16 protein-coding genes are annotated in these 15,241 nt (G+C 52.5%); 10 read left to right on the top strand and 6 right to left on the bottom strand.

Annotated features, from left to right (window positions below; genetic code table 11):
- Window positions 1–29: 29 nt before the first annotated feature.
- Entirely contained in the window at window positions 30–1,232 is a 1,203-nt protein-coding gene (gene dacC, locus ACLD11_RS09365) for a serine-type D-Ala-D-Ala carboxypeptidase (RefSeq protein WP_202100728.1), read from the top strand.
- Between the two features lie 44 nt (window positions 1,233–1,276).
- Here the strand turns inward: dacC and deoR are convergent, their stop codons facing one another.
- Together deoR and ybjG are read right to left on the bottom strand one after the other, a co-directional pair.
- Window positions 1,277–2,035 carry a DNA-binding transcriptional repressor DeoR gene (gene deoR / locus ACLD11_RS09370; protein ID WP_411014821.1) on the bottom strand — a complete coding sequence of 253 codons (759 nt, stop codon included), beginning with the start codon at window positions 2,033–2,035 and terminating at the stop codon, window positions 1,277–1,279.
- 71 nt (window positions 2,036–2,106) lie between these two features.
- The gene (gene ybjG, locus ACLD11_RS09375; RefSeq protein WP_076167020.1) at window positions 2,107–2,715 is read right to left on the bottom strand and encodes an undecaprenyl-diphosphate phosphatase; all 609 of its coding nucleotides are present in this window, start codon (window positions 2,713–2,715) and stop codon (window positions 2,107–2,109) included.
- A 300-nt stretch (window positions 2,716–3,015) separates the two neighbouring features.
- Between ybjG and ACLD11_RS09380 the strand changes: the two genes are divergently transcribed.
- Entirely contained in the window at window positions 3,016–4,248 is a 1,233-nt protein-coding gene (locus ACLD11_RS09380) for an MFS transporter (protein WP_001181284.1), read from the top strand.
- A 53-nt stretch (window positions 4,249–4,301) separates the two neighbouring features.
- Here the strand turns inward: ACLD11_RS09380 and ACLD11_RS09385 are convergent, their stop codons facing one another.
- Together ACLD11_RS09385 and ACLD11_RS09390 are read right to left on the bottom strand one after the other, a co-directional pair.
- Window positions 4,302–5,117: a Cof-type HAD-IIB family hydrolase gene (locus tag ACLD11_RS09385; protein WP_411014822.1), complete on the bottom strand. Its 816-nt coding sequence runs from the start codon at window positions 5,115–5,117 to the stop codon at window positions 4,302–4,304.
- Complete coding sequence (locus tag ACLD11_RS09390) at window positions 5,114–6,325, bottom strand: MFS transporter (RefSeq protein WP_411014823.1); 1,212 nt, start codon at window positions 6,323–6,325, stop codon at window positions 5,114–5,116. Before ACLD11_RS09390 ends, ACLD11_RS09385 begins: the two co-directional genes overlap by 4 nt.
- 167 nt (window positions 6,326–6,492) lie before the next feature.
- On the opposite strand from ACLD11_RS09390, the gene ACLD11_RS09395 reads away from it, so the two are divergent.
- A complete protein-coding gene (locus ACLD11_RS09395; RefSeq protein WP_411014824.1) occupies window positions 6,493–7,113 on the top strand; it encodes a TetR/AcrR family transcriptional regulator in 621 nt (206 codons plus the stop codon).
- A gap of 116 nt (window positions 7,114–7,229) precedes the next feature.
- Here the strand turns inward: ACLD11_RS09395 and ACLD11_RS09400 are convergent, their stop codons facing one another.
- Window positions 7,230–8,915 carry an aspartate:alanine antiporter gene (locus tag ACLD11_RS09400; protein ID WP_001024853.1) on the bottom strand — a complete coding sequence of 562 codons (1,686 nt, stop codon included), beginning with the start codon at window positions 8,913–8,915 and terminating at the stop codon, window positions 7,230–7,232.
- Window positions 8,916–9,185: 270 nt separating this feature from the next.
- On the opposite strand from ACLD11_RS09400, the gene ACLD11_RS09405 reads away from it, so the two are divergent.
- Window positions 9,186–9,563, top strand: a complete 378-nt coding sequence (locus tag ACLD11_RS09405; RefSeq protein ID WP_000680850.1) for an inner membrane protein YbjM — start codon at window positions 9,186–9,188, stop codon at window positions 9,561–9,563.
- Window positions 9,564–9,594: 31 nt separating this feature from the next.
- Here ACLD11_RS09405 and ACLD11_RS09410 read toward each other — a convergent pair whose 3' ends face one another.
- Window positions 9,595–9,858 (bottom strand): GrxA family glutaredoxin, encoded by a 264-nt coding sequence (locus tag ACLD11_RS09410; protein ID WP_000495513.1) that lies wholly within the window; start codon window positions 9,856–9,858, stop codon window positions 9,595–9,597.
- Window positions 9,859–10,027: 169 nt separating this feature from the next.
- Here ACLD11_RS09410 and ACLD11_RS09415 point away from each other — a divergent pair, with 169 nt between their 5' ends.
- The 6 genes from ACLD11_RS09415 to potG all read left to right on the top strand — a co-directional run bounded on the left by ACLD11_RS09415 (window position 10,028) and on the right by potG (window position 15,239).
- Window positions 10,028–10,318: a YbjC family protein gene (locus tag ACLD11_RS09415; RefSeq protein ID WP_001259131.1), complete on the top strand. Its 291-nt coding sequence runs from the start codon at window positions 10,028–10,030 to the stop codon at window positions 10,316–10,318.
- Entirely contained in the window at window positions 10,302–11,024 is a 723-nt protein-coding gene (nfsA, locus tag ACLD11_RS09420) for a nitroreductase NfsA (RefSeq protein WP_000075300.1), read from the top strand. The genes ACLD11_RS09415 and nfsA overlap by 17 nt, the downstream gene beginning before the upstream one ends.
- 57 nt (window positions 11,025–11,081) lie before the next feature.
- A complete protein-coding gene (gene rimK, locus ACLD11_RS09425) occupies window positions 11,082–11,984 on the top strand; it encodes a 30S ribosomal protein S6--L-glutamate ligase (protein WP_000684361.1) in 903 nt (300 codons plus the stop codon).
- 96 nt (window positions 11,985–12,080) lie between these two features.
- Window positions 12,081–12,557 (top strand): YbjN domain-containing protein, encoded by a 477-nt coding sequence (locus ACLD11_RS09430; RefSeq protein ID WP_001578844.1) that lies wholly within the window; start codon window positions 12,081–12,083, stop codon window positions 12,555–12,557.
- A 348-nt stretch (window positions 12,558–12,905) separates the two neighbouring features.
- Window positions 12,906–14,018, top strand: a complete 1,113-nt coding sequence (gene potF / locus ACLD11_RS09435; RefSeq protein WP_411014836.1) for a spermidine/putrescine ABC transporter substrate-binding protein PotF — start codon at window positions 12,906–12,908, stop codon at window positions 14,016–14,018.
- A gap of 87 nt (window positions 14,019–14,105) precedes the next feature.
- Window positions 14,106–15,239, top strand: coding sequence for a putrescine ABC transporter ATP-binding subunit PotG (gene potG / locus ACLD11_RS09440; RefSeq protein WP_411014825.1), 1,134 nt, complete (start codon window positions 14,106–14,108; stop codon window positions 15,237–15,239).
- Window positions 15,240–15,241: the final 2 nt, after the last annotated feature.

The following is a 15,241-nucleotide window of genomic DNA, read 5'->3' on the forward strand; positions in this document are numbered from 1 at the left end:
GTTTTTGGAATGGATACTCGGGTGGTACTATGACGCAATACGCTTCTTCCCTTCGTAGCCTCGCGGCAGGTTCGGTTCTCTTATTCCTTTTCGCTTCGCCTGTAAAGGCAGAGGAACAAACGATCGCGCCGCCGGGCGTTGATGCGCGAGCCTGGATCTTAATGGATTACGCCAGCGGTAAAGTACTGGCGGAAGGCAACGCCGATGAGAAACTCGACCCTGCCAGTTTGACAAAAATTATGACCAGCTACGTGGTGGGCCAGGCGCTGAAGGCAGGGAAAATCAAGCTAACCGATATGGTAACGGTGGGCAAAGATGCCTGGGCGACGGGGAACCCGGCGCTACGTGGGTCGTCGGTGATGTTTCTCAAGCCAGGCGATCAGGTGTCGGTTGCGGATCTTAATAAAGGCATCATCATTCAGTCAGGTAATGATGCCTGTATCGCGCTTGCCGACTACGTCGCCGGAAGCCAGGAGTCCTTTATCGGCCTGATGAACGCTTATGCGAAACGACTGGGATTAACGAATACAACCTTCCAGACGGTACACGGTCTTGATGCGCCAGGGCAGTTCAGTACCGCTCGCGATATGGCGCTGCTCGGCAAGGCCTTGATTCACGATGTGCCTGACGAATACGCCATTCATAAAGAGAAAGAATTTACTTTTAATAATATTCGTCAACCGAACCGCAACCGCCTGTTGTGGAGCACCAATCTGCATGTCGACGGCATGAAAACGGGGACAACGGCAGGCGCTGGGTATAACCTTGTCGCCTCCGCCACTCAGGGCGATATGCGCCTGATCTCTGTCGTGCTGGGGGCGAAAACGGACCGTATTCGTTTTAATGAGTCAGAAAAACTGCTGACCTGGGGTTTTCGCTTCTTTGAAACGGTCACGCCGATTAAACCTGACGCGACATTCGTGACGCAACGGGTCTGGTTTGGCGATAAGCGTGAGGTCAATTTGGGAGCGGGCGATGCGGGGTCTGTGACGATTCCGCGTGGGCAGCTTAAAAACCTGAAGGCCAGCTTTACGTTGAACGAACCACAGCTCACGGCGCCGTTGAAGAAAGGGCAGGTTGTCGGCACCATCGATTTCCAGCTTAACGGAAAATCCATTGAGCAACGTCCGTTAATGGTGATGGAAAACGTCGACGAAGGCGGATTTTTCAGCCGGATGTGGGATTTTGTGCTGATGAAACTCCATCAGTGGTTTGGCAGTTGGTTCTCGTAAAATAACTCCGTTGCCGGGTGCGCGCCGCATCCGGCAACGGGCGGTTAATACATCAGGTTAATATGTTGTTCTTTGGCGTAAGCTACAAAGGCCTCATCGGGACGGCGGTCGCTGATAATCGTATCAAAGCGTGATAGTTCCCCCATCCGCGCCGGGCGTACCTTGCCGAATTTACTGTGATCCACCACCAGTACATGACACTGCGCCATCGTCATCGCCCAATGTTTTACCGGCAGTTCTTCCAGATTAAAGCAGGTAGCGCCTTTACTGGTATGAACGCCGGCGGCGGAATAAAACGCGATATCCGGACAAATATTGTTTAACGTTTCATGGAAATCAAGCGGTTTGAAAATGGCGTTGCTGGCGTGAAACTCCCCGCCGCTGAGGATGGCGCGGCAATGGGGTTTGTCCTGCAGCGCCAGAAAGGTATTAAGTGAATAGCACACTGCCGTAAAGGGAAGGTCGTTATCAATGGCTTCAATGATCCACGGCGTGGTGGTGCCACAGTCAATAAATACCGTTTGATGCGCTTGTACCAGGCCTGCAGCCAACTGCGCGGCACGGCGTTTTTCTTCCACCAGACGAGATTTTTGATCGCTTAACAGATAATGACTAACGCTGCGGGGCTCCAGTACGATATAGCCGCCCAGCAACACGACAGGCGCGCTTTTATGGTTCAGGTCGCGACGAATGGTCATTTCAGAGACGCCCAACAGGGTCGCGGCTTCTTTAAGGTGAAGTTTATCGCTGCGTTTTAAGGCCTGCAGCAATTGACCAATACGCTCGTCGCGTCGCGTTTCCATAGTTCCCCTGGAGAGTTAAATAAGCGCTCCGCACCATACAGAGCGCTTAATATTACTCTTTTTTTCGCTATTTAGTCACGTACCCAGCCTTTTCGAATGGGCAATGCGAAACAGAAACGGTAACAACGTTGCAGCGCCTGGTAGAGCGGCGCGCCGTACCATTGCCAGATCAGCTGTGCGCTCAGGCAGCCAAGCATCGCTACCAGCAGTGCGCCAATCATATCTAACGGCCAGTGTACGCCGAGATAGACGCGCGACCAGGCGATGGTAATGGCTATCGCCATCATCACGATGCCTGACCAGAGGCGGTGCCAGAACAAAAACGCCAGCGCAAAGGTAAAAATCACCGTACCGTGATCGCTGGGGAACGAGTCATCGGCGGCATGATGCAGGAAGTTATAGCCGATATGATCGACAAATGGACGGTCGTGCGGGAAAAGGTGTCCCATTGTCCAGGAGACCGCCAGACTGATAATCAGCGCGATGCCGATTTTAACGATCAGCTGACGCTGGGCGCAGACCCGATCGCGGGGCCCCCACAGCCAGAGTACCACGGCTAAGAGCGGGACGATGTTGATGACATCTTTGGCGATAAAGATAGCGAGCGAAATCGTCCACTGCGCGGAATCAGGCGTGGCGTTAATAAAATTAAACAGCGAGTTGTTAAGGTTTTCCAGCATAACATCCAGGCTCGGAGCAATGAAATCAAAAGGGATAGCCAGCTCATCCCCGTGCAAACTGAGCATAAATGCAGCGTAACAGGGAGGAAAAGCAGTATTGTCTTATTTGGCGGCAACATGAAGAGATTTAAGACAATGGCATAAAATAACGCCGCAAGCTTAAATTAACCTTAAAGTACGCAAGCGATAAGCGGCTTTCTGTAAAAATGTGCGCTATTTCCCTTGCAGCCTCATAATTCGCTATCTCAGTTCCCCGACTTTCATTACACTCTGCGCGGTTTTTATTGGCGAAGAGATGGTATGCAGAATCGTTTACAATCAGGCGGCAGGCTGGGACGTCAGGCGCTGCTTTTTCCTCTCTGTCTGGTGCTGTACGAATTTTCTACTTATATTGGCAACGACATGATCCAGCCGGGTATGCTGGCGGTGGTTGAGCAGTATCAGGCAGGCCTGGACTGGGTTCCGACGTCCATGACCGCTTATCTGGCGGGCGGTATGTTCTTACAGTGGCTGCTTGGCCCGTTGTCTGACCGTATTGGTCGTCGTCCTGTGATGCTGGCGGGCGTCGTGTGGTTTATTGTCACCTGCCTGGCGACGTTACTGGCGAAAAACATCGAACAATTTACCTTCCTGCGTTTTTTGCAAGGGATTAGCCTGTGTTTTATCGGTGCTGTAGGGTATGCCGCGATTCAGGAATCCTTTGAGGAAGCGGTGTGTATAAAAATTACCGCGCTGATGGCGAACGTGGCGTTAATCGCGCCGCTACTGGGACCACTGGTCGGGGCGGCATGGGTGCATGTTCTGCCGTGGGAGGGAATGTTTATTTTATTTGCCGCACTGGCCGCTATCGCCTTTTTCGGGCTACAGCGCGCAATGCCGGAGACCGCCACGCGGCGGGGCGAAACGTTGTCATTTAAGGCGCTGGGCCGTGACTATCGGCTGGTGATAAAAAATCGGCGGTTCGTCGCAGGGGCGTTAGCGCTGGGATTTGTCAGCCTGCCGCTGTTGGCCTGGATTGCGCAGTCGCCGATTATCATCATTAGCGGCGAACAGCTCAGCAGCTATGAATATGGTCTGCTGCAGGTGCCCGTTTTTGGCGCGCTCATTGCCGGTAATCTGGTGTTGGCGCGTTTAACCTCCCGACGTACGGTTCGCTCGCTGATCGTGATGGGCGGCTGGCCTATCGTCGCGGGGCTGATCATCGCCGCGGCGGCGACGGTGGTTTCATCCCATGCTTATTTATGGATGACGGCGGGATTAAGCGTATACGCTTTTGGCATTGGGCTGGCGAATGCCGGACTGGTGCGTCTGACGCTCTTTTCCAGCGATATGAGTAAAGGAACGGTCTCGGCGGCGATGGGAATGCTACAAATGCTGATTTTTACCGTTGGCATTGAAGTCAGTAAACACGCGTGGTTAAGCGGCGGCAATGGGCTATTTAGCCTGTTTAATCTGGCAAACGGTATTCTTTGGCTACTGCTGATGCTGGTCTTCTTAAAAGATAAGCGGACGGGCAATTTGCAAACAGTCTGAGAGAGCGGCTACGCCTGATAAGCTTTCTGTTATCAGGCATAGAGAGGCATCCGCTAGACGTTGAACGGCGGCTCGTTGTTTAATACGCTGTCGATGATATCCAGCACGCCTTCCTGGTTGTTCGATCCGGCGCGGTATTTCGCCGCCGCCGCGACCGCTTCGCTGGCGTGCGACATGGCAAAACTAAACCCGGCCTGACGTAGCATCTCAATATCGTTGCCGCCGTCGCCGAATACCACCACTTCACTATCATGAATGCCCCAGCGCTGCTGTAACAGACGCAGGCCGTTGGCCTTATGCACGCCGGGAATTATTAAATCAATACTGCCATAGCCGGTATGAACGGGGACCATGATATCGCCAATGGCGTCGTGCAGCGCCGCCTGTACTTCCGGTATCCGTTCATCGGTAATATTAAGGCCGAATTTGAAAAAGACATCGTTGATGTTGTTAAAATTATCCACAAACTCCAGACGATGATAATACATTGCCGCAACGGCTTTTAACGCATCATTGTACCGTTTCAGCGTGTAGGCGCTGTTTTTTCCACAGGCGATAATCTCCACATCGGCGCGTGTGAGCAGGTGTTCGACAACCGTCTGGAAGTCGGCTTTTGTCAGCTCGCCGTTAAAAATATCCTCTCCTTCGCTGACCACCCAACCGCCGTTTTCCGCGACAAAAGCGATTTCGTGCGCAATGTCCGGAAAGAAGGAGATTAACTGGTAATACTGGTTGCCGCTGGCCACGACAAAGCGAATGCCTTGCCGCTTCATTTGTTGGTACTGCGCCATAAACCGGTCACGGTTATAGGTTTTTTGATCGCTCAGAAAAGTGCCGTCCATGTCGACGGCGATTAATTTGATACTCATGCGTTATGCTCCATCACCGGTTGCGGAGTCGATACAGGTTTGGCGACGGCCTTCGCCACCAGCGCCGCCAGAATAACCAGCGCCAGCACAACCATCATGGCGCTGCGTAATCCATAATGCTCTCCCAGATAGCCCAACAGCGGCGGCCCGACCAAAAACGCCAGATAGCCGGTCGTGGCGACAACGCTCACGCGCGTCGGCGCGTCGGGACCGGTATCGCTGGCGGCGGAAATAGTCAGCGGGAAGCCGAGCGAAGCGCCTAAGCCCCAAAGAATGACCGAGACGCCGGCAACCCAGTCGCTATCGACAAAAATAATCAGGCCAATGCCCAGCGCTCCCATCAACGCGCTGGCGCGAACAACCGTCACCCGGCTATAGCGGTCAATAAACCAGCCGCCGGTAAAGCGGCCAACGGTCATACCAAGCGTGAAACCGGCGTAGATCAGAGAGCCGGAGGTTGGGCTAAAACCGTGTCCGTCTACCATCAGTAGCGGCAGCCAGTCATTCGCAGAGCCTTCGGCGAATGCCATTGCCAGCACCACCACGCCAATAAGCAAAAGCTGTATGTCCCGATAAAAAGGTAATCCTTTTTCCTGAAGGTGAGCATCTTCCGATGCGTTTTTACCCGTACCGTCAGGGATCGCCCGAATGGCGATAAAAATGGGCGCGATCGCCACGGCAGCCGCGAGGATGATATGGATGTTAGCCGGGACGCTTAATGCGGTTAACGCCATGCCGACACCAGCGCCCGCCAGCGTGCCGAAACTGTAAAAACCATGCATCATCGGCAGAACGGTTTTATTCAGCTCGCGTTCGACCGCCGCGCCTTCGACATTAATCGCTACTTCGGCGGCGCCAAAACTGGCGCCGAAAACGGCTAATCCAAGGGCAAAAATCAGCGGCGAGGCGCACCACAGCGCGACGCTAAGAATAACCATCCCGGCTACTGCGCTGGTCATCGTCGTGCGAATAACCTTCCGGGTGCCAAATCGTTTCACCAGCCAGGCGGAACAAAGAATACCGCTCATTGAACCGACAGAAAGCCCGAATAAGACCGCCCCCATTTCCGCGGTAGAGACGGAAAGAATATCCCGAATAGCAGGCGTTCGGGTTGCCCAGGAGGCCATCAGCAGTCCGGGTAAAAAGAAGAACATAAACAGCGCCCAGGTACGGCGTTTTAAGGCGTTACGTGAGGAGAGGACGGTCATAGCGTCAGGCCAGAAAATAGAAGCGAGAGGTAAACATTAGCAAGCTTGTGTACATTTGTACATATCGTCGTCATACTTTGTTGTGCAGACAGTTTTTACTGTCTATTTTTTCAGCGTAAGCGGCAGGTTACTATAGCCTGCATCCTGAATGAGATGTGGAACTCATCATGAAAGAAAATGCCGTAAGACGCGCCAATGATCCTAAGCGACGGGAAAAAATAATTCAGGCCACACTGGAAGCGGTAAAGACCTATGGCGTTCATGCCGTGACGCACCGGAAAATCGCCGCTATCGCTCAGGTGCCGCTTGGCTCGATGACCTACTATTTTGCCGGCATGGATGCGTTATTGAGTGAAGCTTTTACACTTTTCACCGAGAACATGTCGCGTCAATACCAGGACTTTTTTGTGCAGGTGACGGATGCGGAGGGGGCGTGCCAGGCGATAACGGAAATGATTTACGGCTCGCAGCTTACGACGCCGGATAATATGGCGTTAATGTATCAGTTATATGCCTATGCCAGCGGTAAGCCAGCGTTAAAAATAGTCATGCAAAACTGGATGCAGCGTAGCCAGAATACGCTGGCGCAGTGGTTTGACGCGCAGACCGCCCGCGCGCTGGATGCGTTTATTGAGGGGATGACGCTGCATTTTGTGACGGATCGAACGCCGCTGGCGCGTGAAGCGATTTTACAGATGGTAAAGCGAATCGCCGGAGCGTCAATGTCGTGTCACTCTGCGTTGGGCAACAAAAAACCCACCAACCTTGAACCGAAATGGCGGGGTTGATGGGCTCCACAAAATGGGGACATCAAAGAAAAGCAGTGGCAATAGGTATGACTGATGCTTTAACGAAAAGTTCGACCTATTGGCAAAATTTTTTCACTTAAAGGCAAACTTCAGTTTTATCCTAATCCCGGCCAGATGATGACAATAAGCGTCCCCGCCAGCGTTAGCAGAACGTTGGCGATGGCGTAAGTCCCCGCATAACCCAGCGCTGGAATATTGCTGCGCGCCGTATCGCTAATGATTTCCATCGCCGGGGCGCAGGTACGCGCGCCCATCATGGCGCCGAACAGCAGCGCCCGGTTCATGCGCAGCACATAAGCGCCAAACAAGAAGCAGATCACCACCGGTACCAGGCTGACGACAAGCCCGGCGATCAGCATTTGTCCGCCGACCGCACCCAGGCCGTTGCTGATACCGCTGCCGGCGCTTAAACCAACGCCTGCCATAAATACCATCAAGCCGAATTCTTTCACCATGTTAAGTGCGCCCTGCGGAATATAACCAAAGGTAGGATGGTTAGCGCGCAGGAAACCGAGCATGATCCCGGCGAACAGCAATCCGGCCGCGTTGCCGATGCCGAAACTAAAATTGCTGAACTGGAAGGTAATCATCCCGATCATTAACCCGATGATAAAAAAAGCGCAGAAGGCGAGCAGGTCCGTCACCTGACTATGGATCGAAATAAAACCAATGCGATCGGCGATGGTTTTTACGCGTCTGGCGTCGCCGCTCACCTGTAACACGTCGCCTTTATTCAGCACGACGTTATCGTCGATAGGCATTTCGATCTGGCTGCGGATGACGCGGTTAAGGAAGCAGCCATGATCGGTCAGCTTGAGCTGAGCGAGGCGGCGACCGACCGCATTGTGGTTTTTCACCACAATTTCTTCCGTTACGATGCGCATATCAAGCAGATCGCGATCAAACACTTCCTTACCATTACGGAAGCTGGGATCGAGCCTGGCGTGCGCGTCCGGATAGCCGACCAGCGCAATCTCATCGCCCATTTGCAGCACCGCATCGCCATCCGGGTTCGCCAGAATACCGTTACGACGAATACGTTCGATATAGCAGCCTGTCTGGCGGTAAATACCCAGCTCGCGCAGGTTTTTACCGTCAGTCCAGGCCACCAGTTCCGGGCCAACCCGATAGGCGCGGATAACCGGCAAATAAACCTTGCGATTAGCATCGGTATCCAGACCACGCTCGCGAGCAATTTGCTGGGCGCTGGTTTGCAAATCCTGATGCTGTAGTTTAGGCAAGTAGCGCGCGCCCACGATCAGACTGACCAAGCCAATCAGATAGGTCAGGGCATAGCCCAGGCTCAGATTATCAAGAGCGGAGGAGAGTTGGGTGCTGGCGATGCCGGAATGTCGCAGGGTATCGCCTGCGCCAACCAGCACGGGCGTGGATGTCATTGAGCCGGCCAGCATACCGGCCGTCAGGCCGATATCCCAGCCGAATAGCTTACCAAGGCCTAAGGCGATTAGCAGAGCGCTACCGACCATGACCAGGGCAAGCATCAGATAATTTTTACCGTCGCGAAAAAAAATCGAAAAAAAGTTGGGGCCAGCCTCGACGCCGACACAAAAAATAAACAGCATAAATCCCAGATTTAGCGCGTCGGTGTTAATACTAAAGTGTTGCTGCCCTAATAATAGAGAGACCACTAAAACGCCAATGGAATTACCAAGTTGGACTGAACCAAGACGTAACTTGCCAAGACACAGGCCAAGAGCCAGGACCACAAATAATAACAGGATGTAATTCCCATTTAACAAATCTGCGACGTTTATATTCACGGAGACTAACTTCTTGTTTACGAGTAAGCTGTTGAAAGAAATGGTAATTTACGCTACTGTTTTTATCATGAATTAAGGGTGCAATCGTATTGCATACAGCATCCAAATAAAAACAACACAACAATATATCCTGCTAGTTTAATCTTATTGCGTACTAACGGCTATAAGAATCGTGCAGGTGTGTTTTTGGCATGGAATGCCACATGACTTTATCTGACTGGACGCCTCACGGCGGAAAGCGTGTTCGATAGAGAGTGTCAGGAGGAACGATTGAAACATAAACACGGGTGGGCAAGCGTTGTCTGCTGCTTTGTACTCTTTATTGTGGTGTGTCTTTCATTAACTATGCATGTGCAAGGCGCTTTTCGCGCGGCAGGGCATCCTGAGATTGGACTGTTATTTTTTACGTTGCCTGGTGCGGTGGCCAGTTTTTGTTCTCACCGACGCGAGGTGATCCGACCGCTGATCGGGGCGATGCTGGCGGCGCCGTTTTGCCTGGTGTTAATGCGCGTGGTATTTATGCCTACCCGATCGTTTTGGCAAGAACTGGCGTGGTTATTTAGCGCCGTATTCTGGTGTGCGTTAGGCGCGCTCTGTTATTTGTTTATTAGCAGTCTGTTTAGCCACCGGCGAAAAAAACGCCGATAGCGCCCTCCGGTAGAGGGCGTTGCCAGAGCAATCAGGCGAAAAGATTCAGATTTTCTTTTGCCCATGCTTCAAAATCCGTACAGCCGCCGATATGTTTTTGATCGACAAAAATCTGCGGTACGGTTTCTACGGGTTTACCTACGGTTTTTTCCAAATCCGCTTTAGTGATGCCTTCAGCATGGATATCAATATAGCGGTAGTTGAAATCGTCGCGTTCTTTGCTCAGTTTTTCCGCCAACTCTTTTGCACGCACGCAATAAGGGCACCCTGGACGGCCAAAAATAACAGTAAACATATCTCTCCTCGAACATAAAGCCAGACGGCGAACAGGTGTTATCATGCCGCGATTTACGGCAGATGAAAAGCAGGTTACGCCTGTTCCTTTGATAACCCAGGGCTATATCTGTTAAGCACGCCGGACCAGAACGTTCTACACTGTGCGTCAGTTTACCAGGAGGCTTGATATGCGCACGATTGGCGTGTTACCCAAAAGCGTACTGATACTGGAATGCCTCGGTATGATTTTGCTGGCGCTTGCTCTGCTATCACTTAATCATTACCTTACGCTGCCTGCGCCGTTCAATACGCCGCTGGCTGGCGTATTGATGGTTTTCCTGGGCGTCGTGTTGATCCTCCCCGCCGCGGTGGCGATGATGTGGCGTATTGCGCAGTTACTGGCGCCGCAGTTGATGAAACGTCCACCCGACATTTCTTCCCGTTCAGATAGAGAAAAGCATAATGAGTCCGACCATTGAACTTCTTTGTGGCCATCGTTCTATTCGCCATTTCACCGATGAACCCGTGACTGACGCGCAGCGAGAGGCCATTATTGCCGCCGCGCGCAGCACGTCCAGTTCCAGTTTTTTACAGTGCAGCTCTATTATCCGTATTACCGATCGGGCGCTGCGCGAGGCGTTAGTGCCCCTGACGGGCGGGCAAAAGCATGTGGCGCAGGCCGCTGAGTTCTGGGTATTTTGCGCCGATTTTAATCGTCATTTGCAGATCTGCCCTGACGCGCAGTTGGGGCTTGCCGAACAACTGCTGCTCGGTGTCGTCGATACGGCGATGATGGGGCAAAATGCGCTGACGGCGGCGGAATCACTGGGGTTAGGCGGCGTGTATATCGGCGGCATCCGTAATAATATTGAGTCTGTTACCGAACTATTAAAATTGCCGAAGCATGTATTGCCGCTCTTTGGCCTGTGTTTGGGATGGCCTGCGGATAATCCGGATCTGAAACCGCGCCTGCCTGCCGAGCTTGTGGTTCATGAGAACCAGTATCAACCGCTTGATGAAAAGCTGCTGGCGCGCTATGACGAGCAGTTGGCTGAGTATTATCTGACCCGCGGCAGTAATACGCGACGCGATACCTGGAGCGATCATATCCGTCGCACCCTGATTAAAGAAAATCGCCCATTTATCCTTGAATATTTGCATAAACAGGGCTGGGCGACGCGCTAAAACCTGCGGGCCAGTGTATGATACGCGGGCTTTTCAGGGTTTTCAGCGAGGTGCAGGGTGAAAATTGCCATATTGTCCAGGGATGGAACGCTCTATTCTTGCAAACGTCTGCGCGAAGCGGCGATGCGGCGCGGCCATCTGGTCGAGATACTCGATCCTCTTTCCTGCTATATGAATATTAATCCGGCTGCGTCGTCGATCCATTACAAGGGGCGTCGTCTGCCCCATTTTGACGCCGTTATTCCCCGTATTGGTTCGGCCATTACCTTTTATGGTACCGCTGCGCTACGTCAGTTTGAGCTACTGGGTAGCTATCCGCTGAATGAATCCGTCGCCATTACCCGCGCGCGCGATAAGCTGCGATCGCTACAACTTCTGGCGCGCCAGGGGATCGATCTCCCCATTACCGGGATCGCCCATTCGCCGGATGATACCAGCGATCTTATTAAGATGGTTGGCGGGGCGCCGCTGGTCGTGAAGCTGGTAGAAGGCACGCAAGGGATCGGCGTGGTATTGGCGGAGACGCGTCAGGCTGCTGAAAGCGTTATTGATGCGTTTCGGGGGCTGAATGCCCATATCCTGGTTCAGGAATACATTGCCGAAGCTAAAGGATGCGATATTCGTTGTCTGGTCGTCGGCAATGAGGTTGTGGCGGCGATTGAGCGGTGCGCGAAAGCCGGTGATTTTCGCTCCAATCTTCATCGCGGCGGGGTGGCCAGCATCGCGACGATCACGCCCCGTGAACGGGATATCGCCATCAAAGCCGCACAAACGCTGGGGCTGGATGTGGCGGGCGTCGATATTTTACGCGCCGCGCGCGGGCCGCTGGTGATGGAGGTGAATGCCTCGCCGGGACTGGAAGGTATCGAAAAGACTACGGGCGTGGATATCGCGGGGCGAATGATTCAGTGGATAGAACGTCACGCTACGCCTGAATTTTGCCTTAAAATCGGCGGCTAATCGCAATCATGGATTCCGCCGTAGTACGAAGCACGCTTTTTGCGTAAGCTGTGCCGGTAATTTTTTCATCGTCATCGTAAGAGGTAGCACATTATTATGATATCACTGGTCGTTCCCACTCTGGATACGTTGCGTCAATGGCTCGACGACCTGGGCATGAATTTCTTCGAATGTGATACCTGCCAGGCGCTGCATTTGCCGCATATGCAGAATTTTGACGGCGTCTACGATGCTAAAATCGATTTGGTGGACAACACCGTTCTTTTTTCCGCGATGGCGGAGGTCAGGCCTTCCGCGTTGCTGCCGCTGGCGGCCGATCTCTCTGCTATCAACGCCAGTTCGTTGACGGTAAAAGCCTTTCTCGATATGCAGGATGATAATCTGCCAAAGCTGGTTGTGTGCCAGTCTTTATCCGTTATGCAAGGCGTCACCTACGAACAGTTCGAATGGTTTGTTCGCCAAAGTGAAGAGCAGATTTCTATGGTGATCCTTGAGGCCGGGGCGCATCAGCTTCTGTTTAACGCGGAAGAAGACGCGCAAAAAACCAGCGTGGTTGACCATTTTCTTCACTGATCCCTCCCGATAGTCAGGCAGTCGCTGCCAGCGCGGCTGCTGTTTACGTTTTTTTATGCTGCTGTTAACCTTTATTTAAAGAATTATTCACCTCCTTTCTGATCATTTCGCTTTATCACATAGACAAAACCTGCATAAAAAATTGATAAAAAGCGTTTTTTAATCTGGGCTATAGCCTCAAACCTTAGCTAAAGTTATTCTTGCGAAGCCTCTATAGCGAGCTTGATGGCAGGGAGGGCGACCTCTCTTCTTCATTTGTATCAAATGAAAAGGTATGCACATTTCAGGCATGTTTTAAACCACGCCTAATGGGTTCATTTGTTAACGGATTTCAGAAGGAAAGCGATGATGACCGCCTTAAAGAAAAAATGGCTATCGGGTCTGGTTGCGGGTGCTTTGATGGTCGTCTCTGTCGGCACGCTCGCTGCCGAACAAAAAACGCTGCACATTTATAACTGGTCAGATTATATCGCGCCGGACACGGTGGCGAACTTTGAAAAAGAGACCGGGATTAACGTTATCTATGATGTCTTTGACTCTAATGAAGTGCTGGAAGGCAAGTTAATGGCAGGCAGCACCGGGTTCGATCTGGTGGTGCCATCGGCCAGTTTTCTTGAGCGCCAGCTCACCGCGGGCGTTTTTCAGCCGCTGGATAAAAGCAAACTTCCCGGCTGGAAAAACCTCGATCCTGAACTGCTGAAACTGGTAGCGAAGCATGATCCTGACAACAAATACGCCATGCCCTATATGTGGGCCACGACGGGCATTGGCTATAACGTTGATAAAGTGAAAGCGGTGCTGGGGGATGATGCGCCAGTGAATAGCTGGGATTTAGTCCTCAAGCCGGAAAATCTGGAGAAGCTAAAAAGCTGCGGCGTCTCTTTCCTTGATGCGCCTGAAGAAATTTTTGCCACCGTGCTGAACTATCTGGGTAAAGATCCGAATAGCAGCAAAGCGGATGACTACACCGGTCCGGCAACCGATCTGTTGTTGAAGCTACGGCCAAACATTCGCTATTTCCACTCCTCGCAATACATTAACGATCTGGCTAATGGCGATACCTGTGTGGCCATCGGCTGGGCGGGCGATGTCTGGCAGGCCGCTAACCGGGCGAAAGAGGCGAAAAATGGCGTCAATATCTCTTTCTCGATCCCCAAAGAGGGGGCAATGGCGTTTTTTGATGTGTTTGCCATGCCGGCTGACGCCAAAAATAAAGACGAGGCCTACCAGTTCCTTAATTATCTGCTGCGCCCTGATGTGATTGCCCATATTTCCAATCACGTTTTCTACGCCAATGCGAATAAAGAGGCGACGGCGCTGGTTAGCCAGCAGGTGCGCGATAACCCGGGAATTTATCCGCCGGCGGATGTGCGGGCCAAGTTGTTTACCCTGAAAGTGCAGGAGCCGAAGATTGATCGCGTCCGCACCCGCGCATGGACGAAGGTGAAAAGCGGTAAGTAATTTATTAACGGTATGGCCTGATAAGCGTGCGCTATCGGGCATTCCACCGTTTGTATCGTTTGATTGTGTTATGCCGGAGAGCGCCTTGTGAATGATGTCCCCCACCGCCCGCAGGTGAAAACCCGTAAAGCGCTGACGCCGCTTCTGGAAATTCGCAACCTGACGAAGTCATTCGACGGGCAACATGCTGTCGATGATGTCAGTCTGACTATCTATAAAGGCGAGATTTTTGCCCTGCTGGGCGCGTCAGGTTGTGGAAAATCGACTCTGCTACGGATGCTGGCAGGTTTTGAACCGCCGAGCAGCGGGCAAATTATGCTCGACGGCGTCAATCTGGCGCATGTTCCGCCGTATCAGCGTCCGATTAATATGATGTTTCAGTCCTATGCGTTGTTTCCGCATATGACGGTAGAGCAGAACATCGCTTTTGGTCTGAAGCAGGACAAACTGCCGAGGGCGGAGATTACCAGCCGCGTCAATGAGATGCTGGGTTTGGTGCACATGCAGGAGTTTGCGAAACGTAAGCCGCATCAGCTTTCCGGCGGTCAGCGTCAGCGCGTGGCCCTGGCGCGCAGCCTGGCGAAACGTCCTAAGCTGCTCTTGTTGGATGAACCGATGGGCGCGCTGGATAAAAAATTACGCGACCGGATGCAGCTTGAAGTGGTGGATATCCTTGAGCGCGTCGGCGTGACCTGCGTCATGGTGACGCACGATCAGGAAGAAGCCATGACGATGGCGGGGCGCATTGCCATCATGAACCGTGGAAAATTTGTGCAAATTGGCGAACCGGAGGAGATTTACGAGCATCCGACGACCCGCTACAGCGCCGAATTTATCGGATCGGTAAATGTTTTTGAGGGCTTACTGAAAGCGCGTGAAGAGGACGGTCTGGTCATTGACGCACCTGGTTTGGTTCATCCGTTAAAAGTCGATGCAGATGCCTCTGTCGTTGATAATGTGCCGGTATATGTGGCGCTACGTCCGGAAAAAATCATGCTCTGTGAGTCGCCGCCTGCCGATGGCTATAATTTCGCCGTCGGCGAAGTGGCGCATATTGCGTATCTCGGCGATCTGTCTATTTATCATGTGCGGCTAAAAAGCGGGCAGATGATCAGCGCTCAACTGCAGAATGCGCACCGTTACCGGAAAGGGTTACCGACCTGGGGCGATGAAGTGCGTTTGTGCTGGGAAGCGGATAGCTGCGTGGTCCTGACGGTATAAGG

Origin of the sequence: Salmonella sp. 741265116_PST (assembly GCF_046567715.1) — a bacterium.
GTDB classification, from domain to species: Bacteria; Pseudomonadota; Gammaproteobacteria; order Enterobacterales; family Enterobacteriaceae; genus Salmonella; species Salmonella enterica.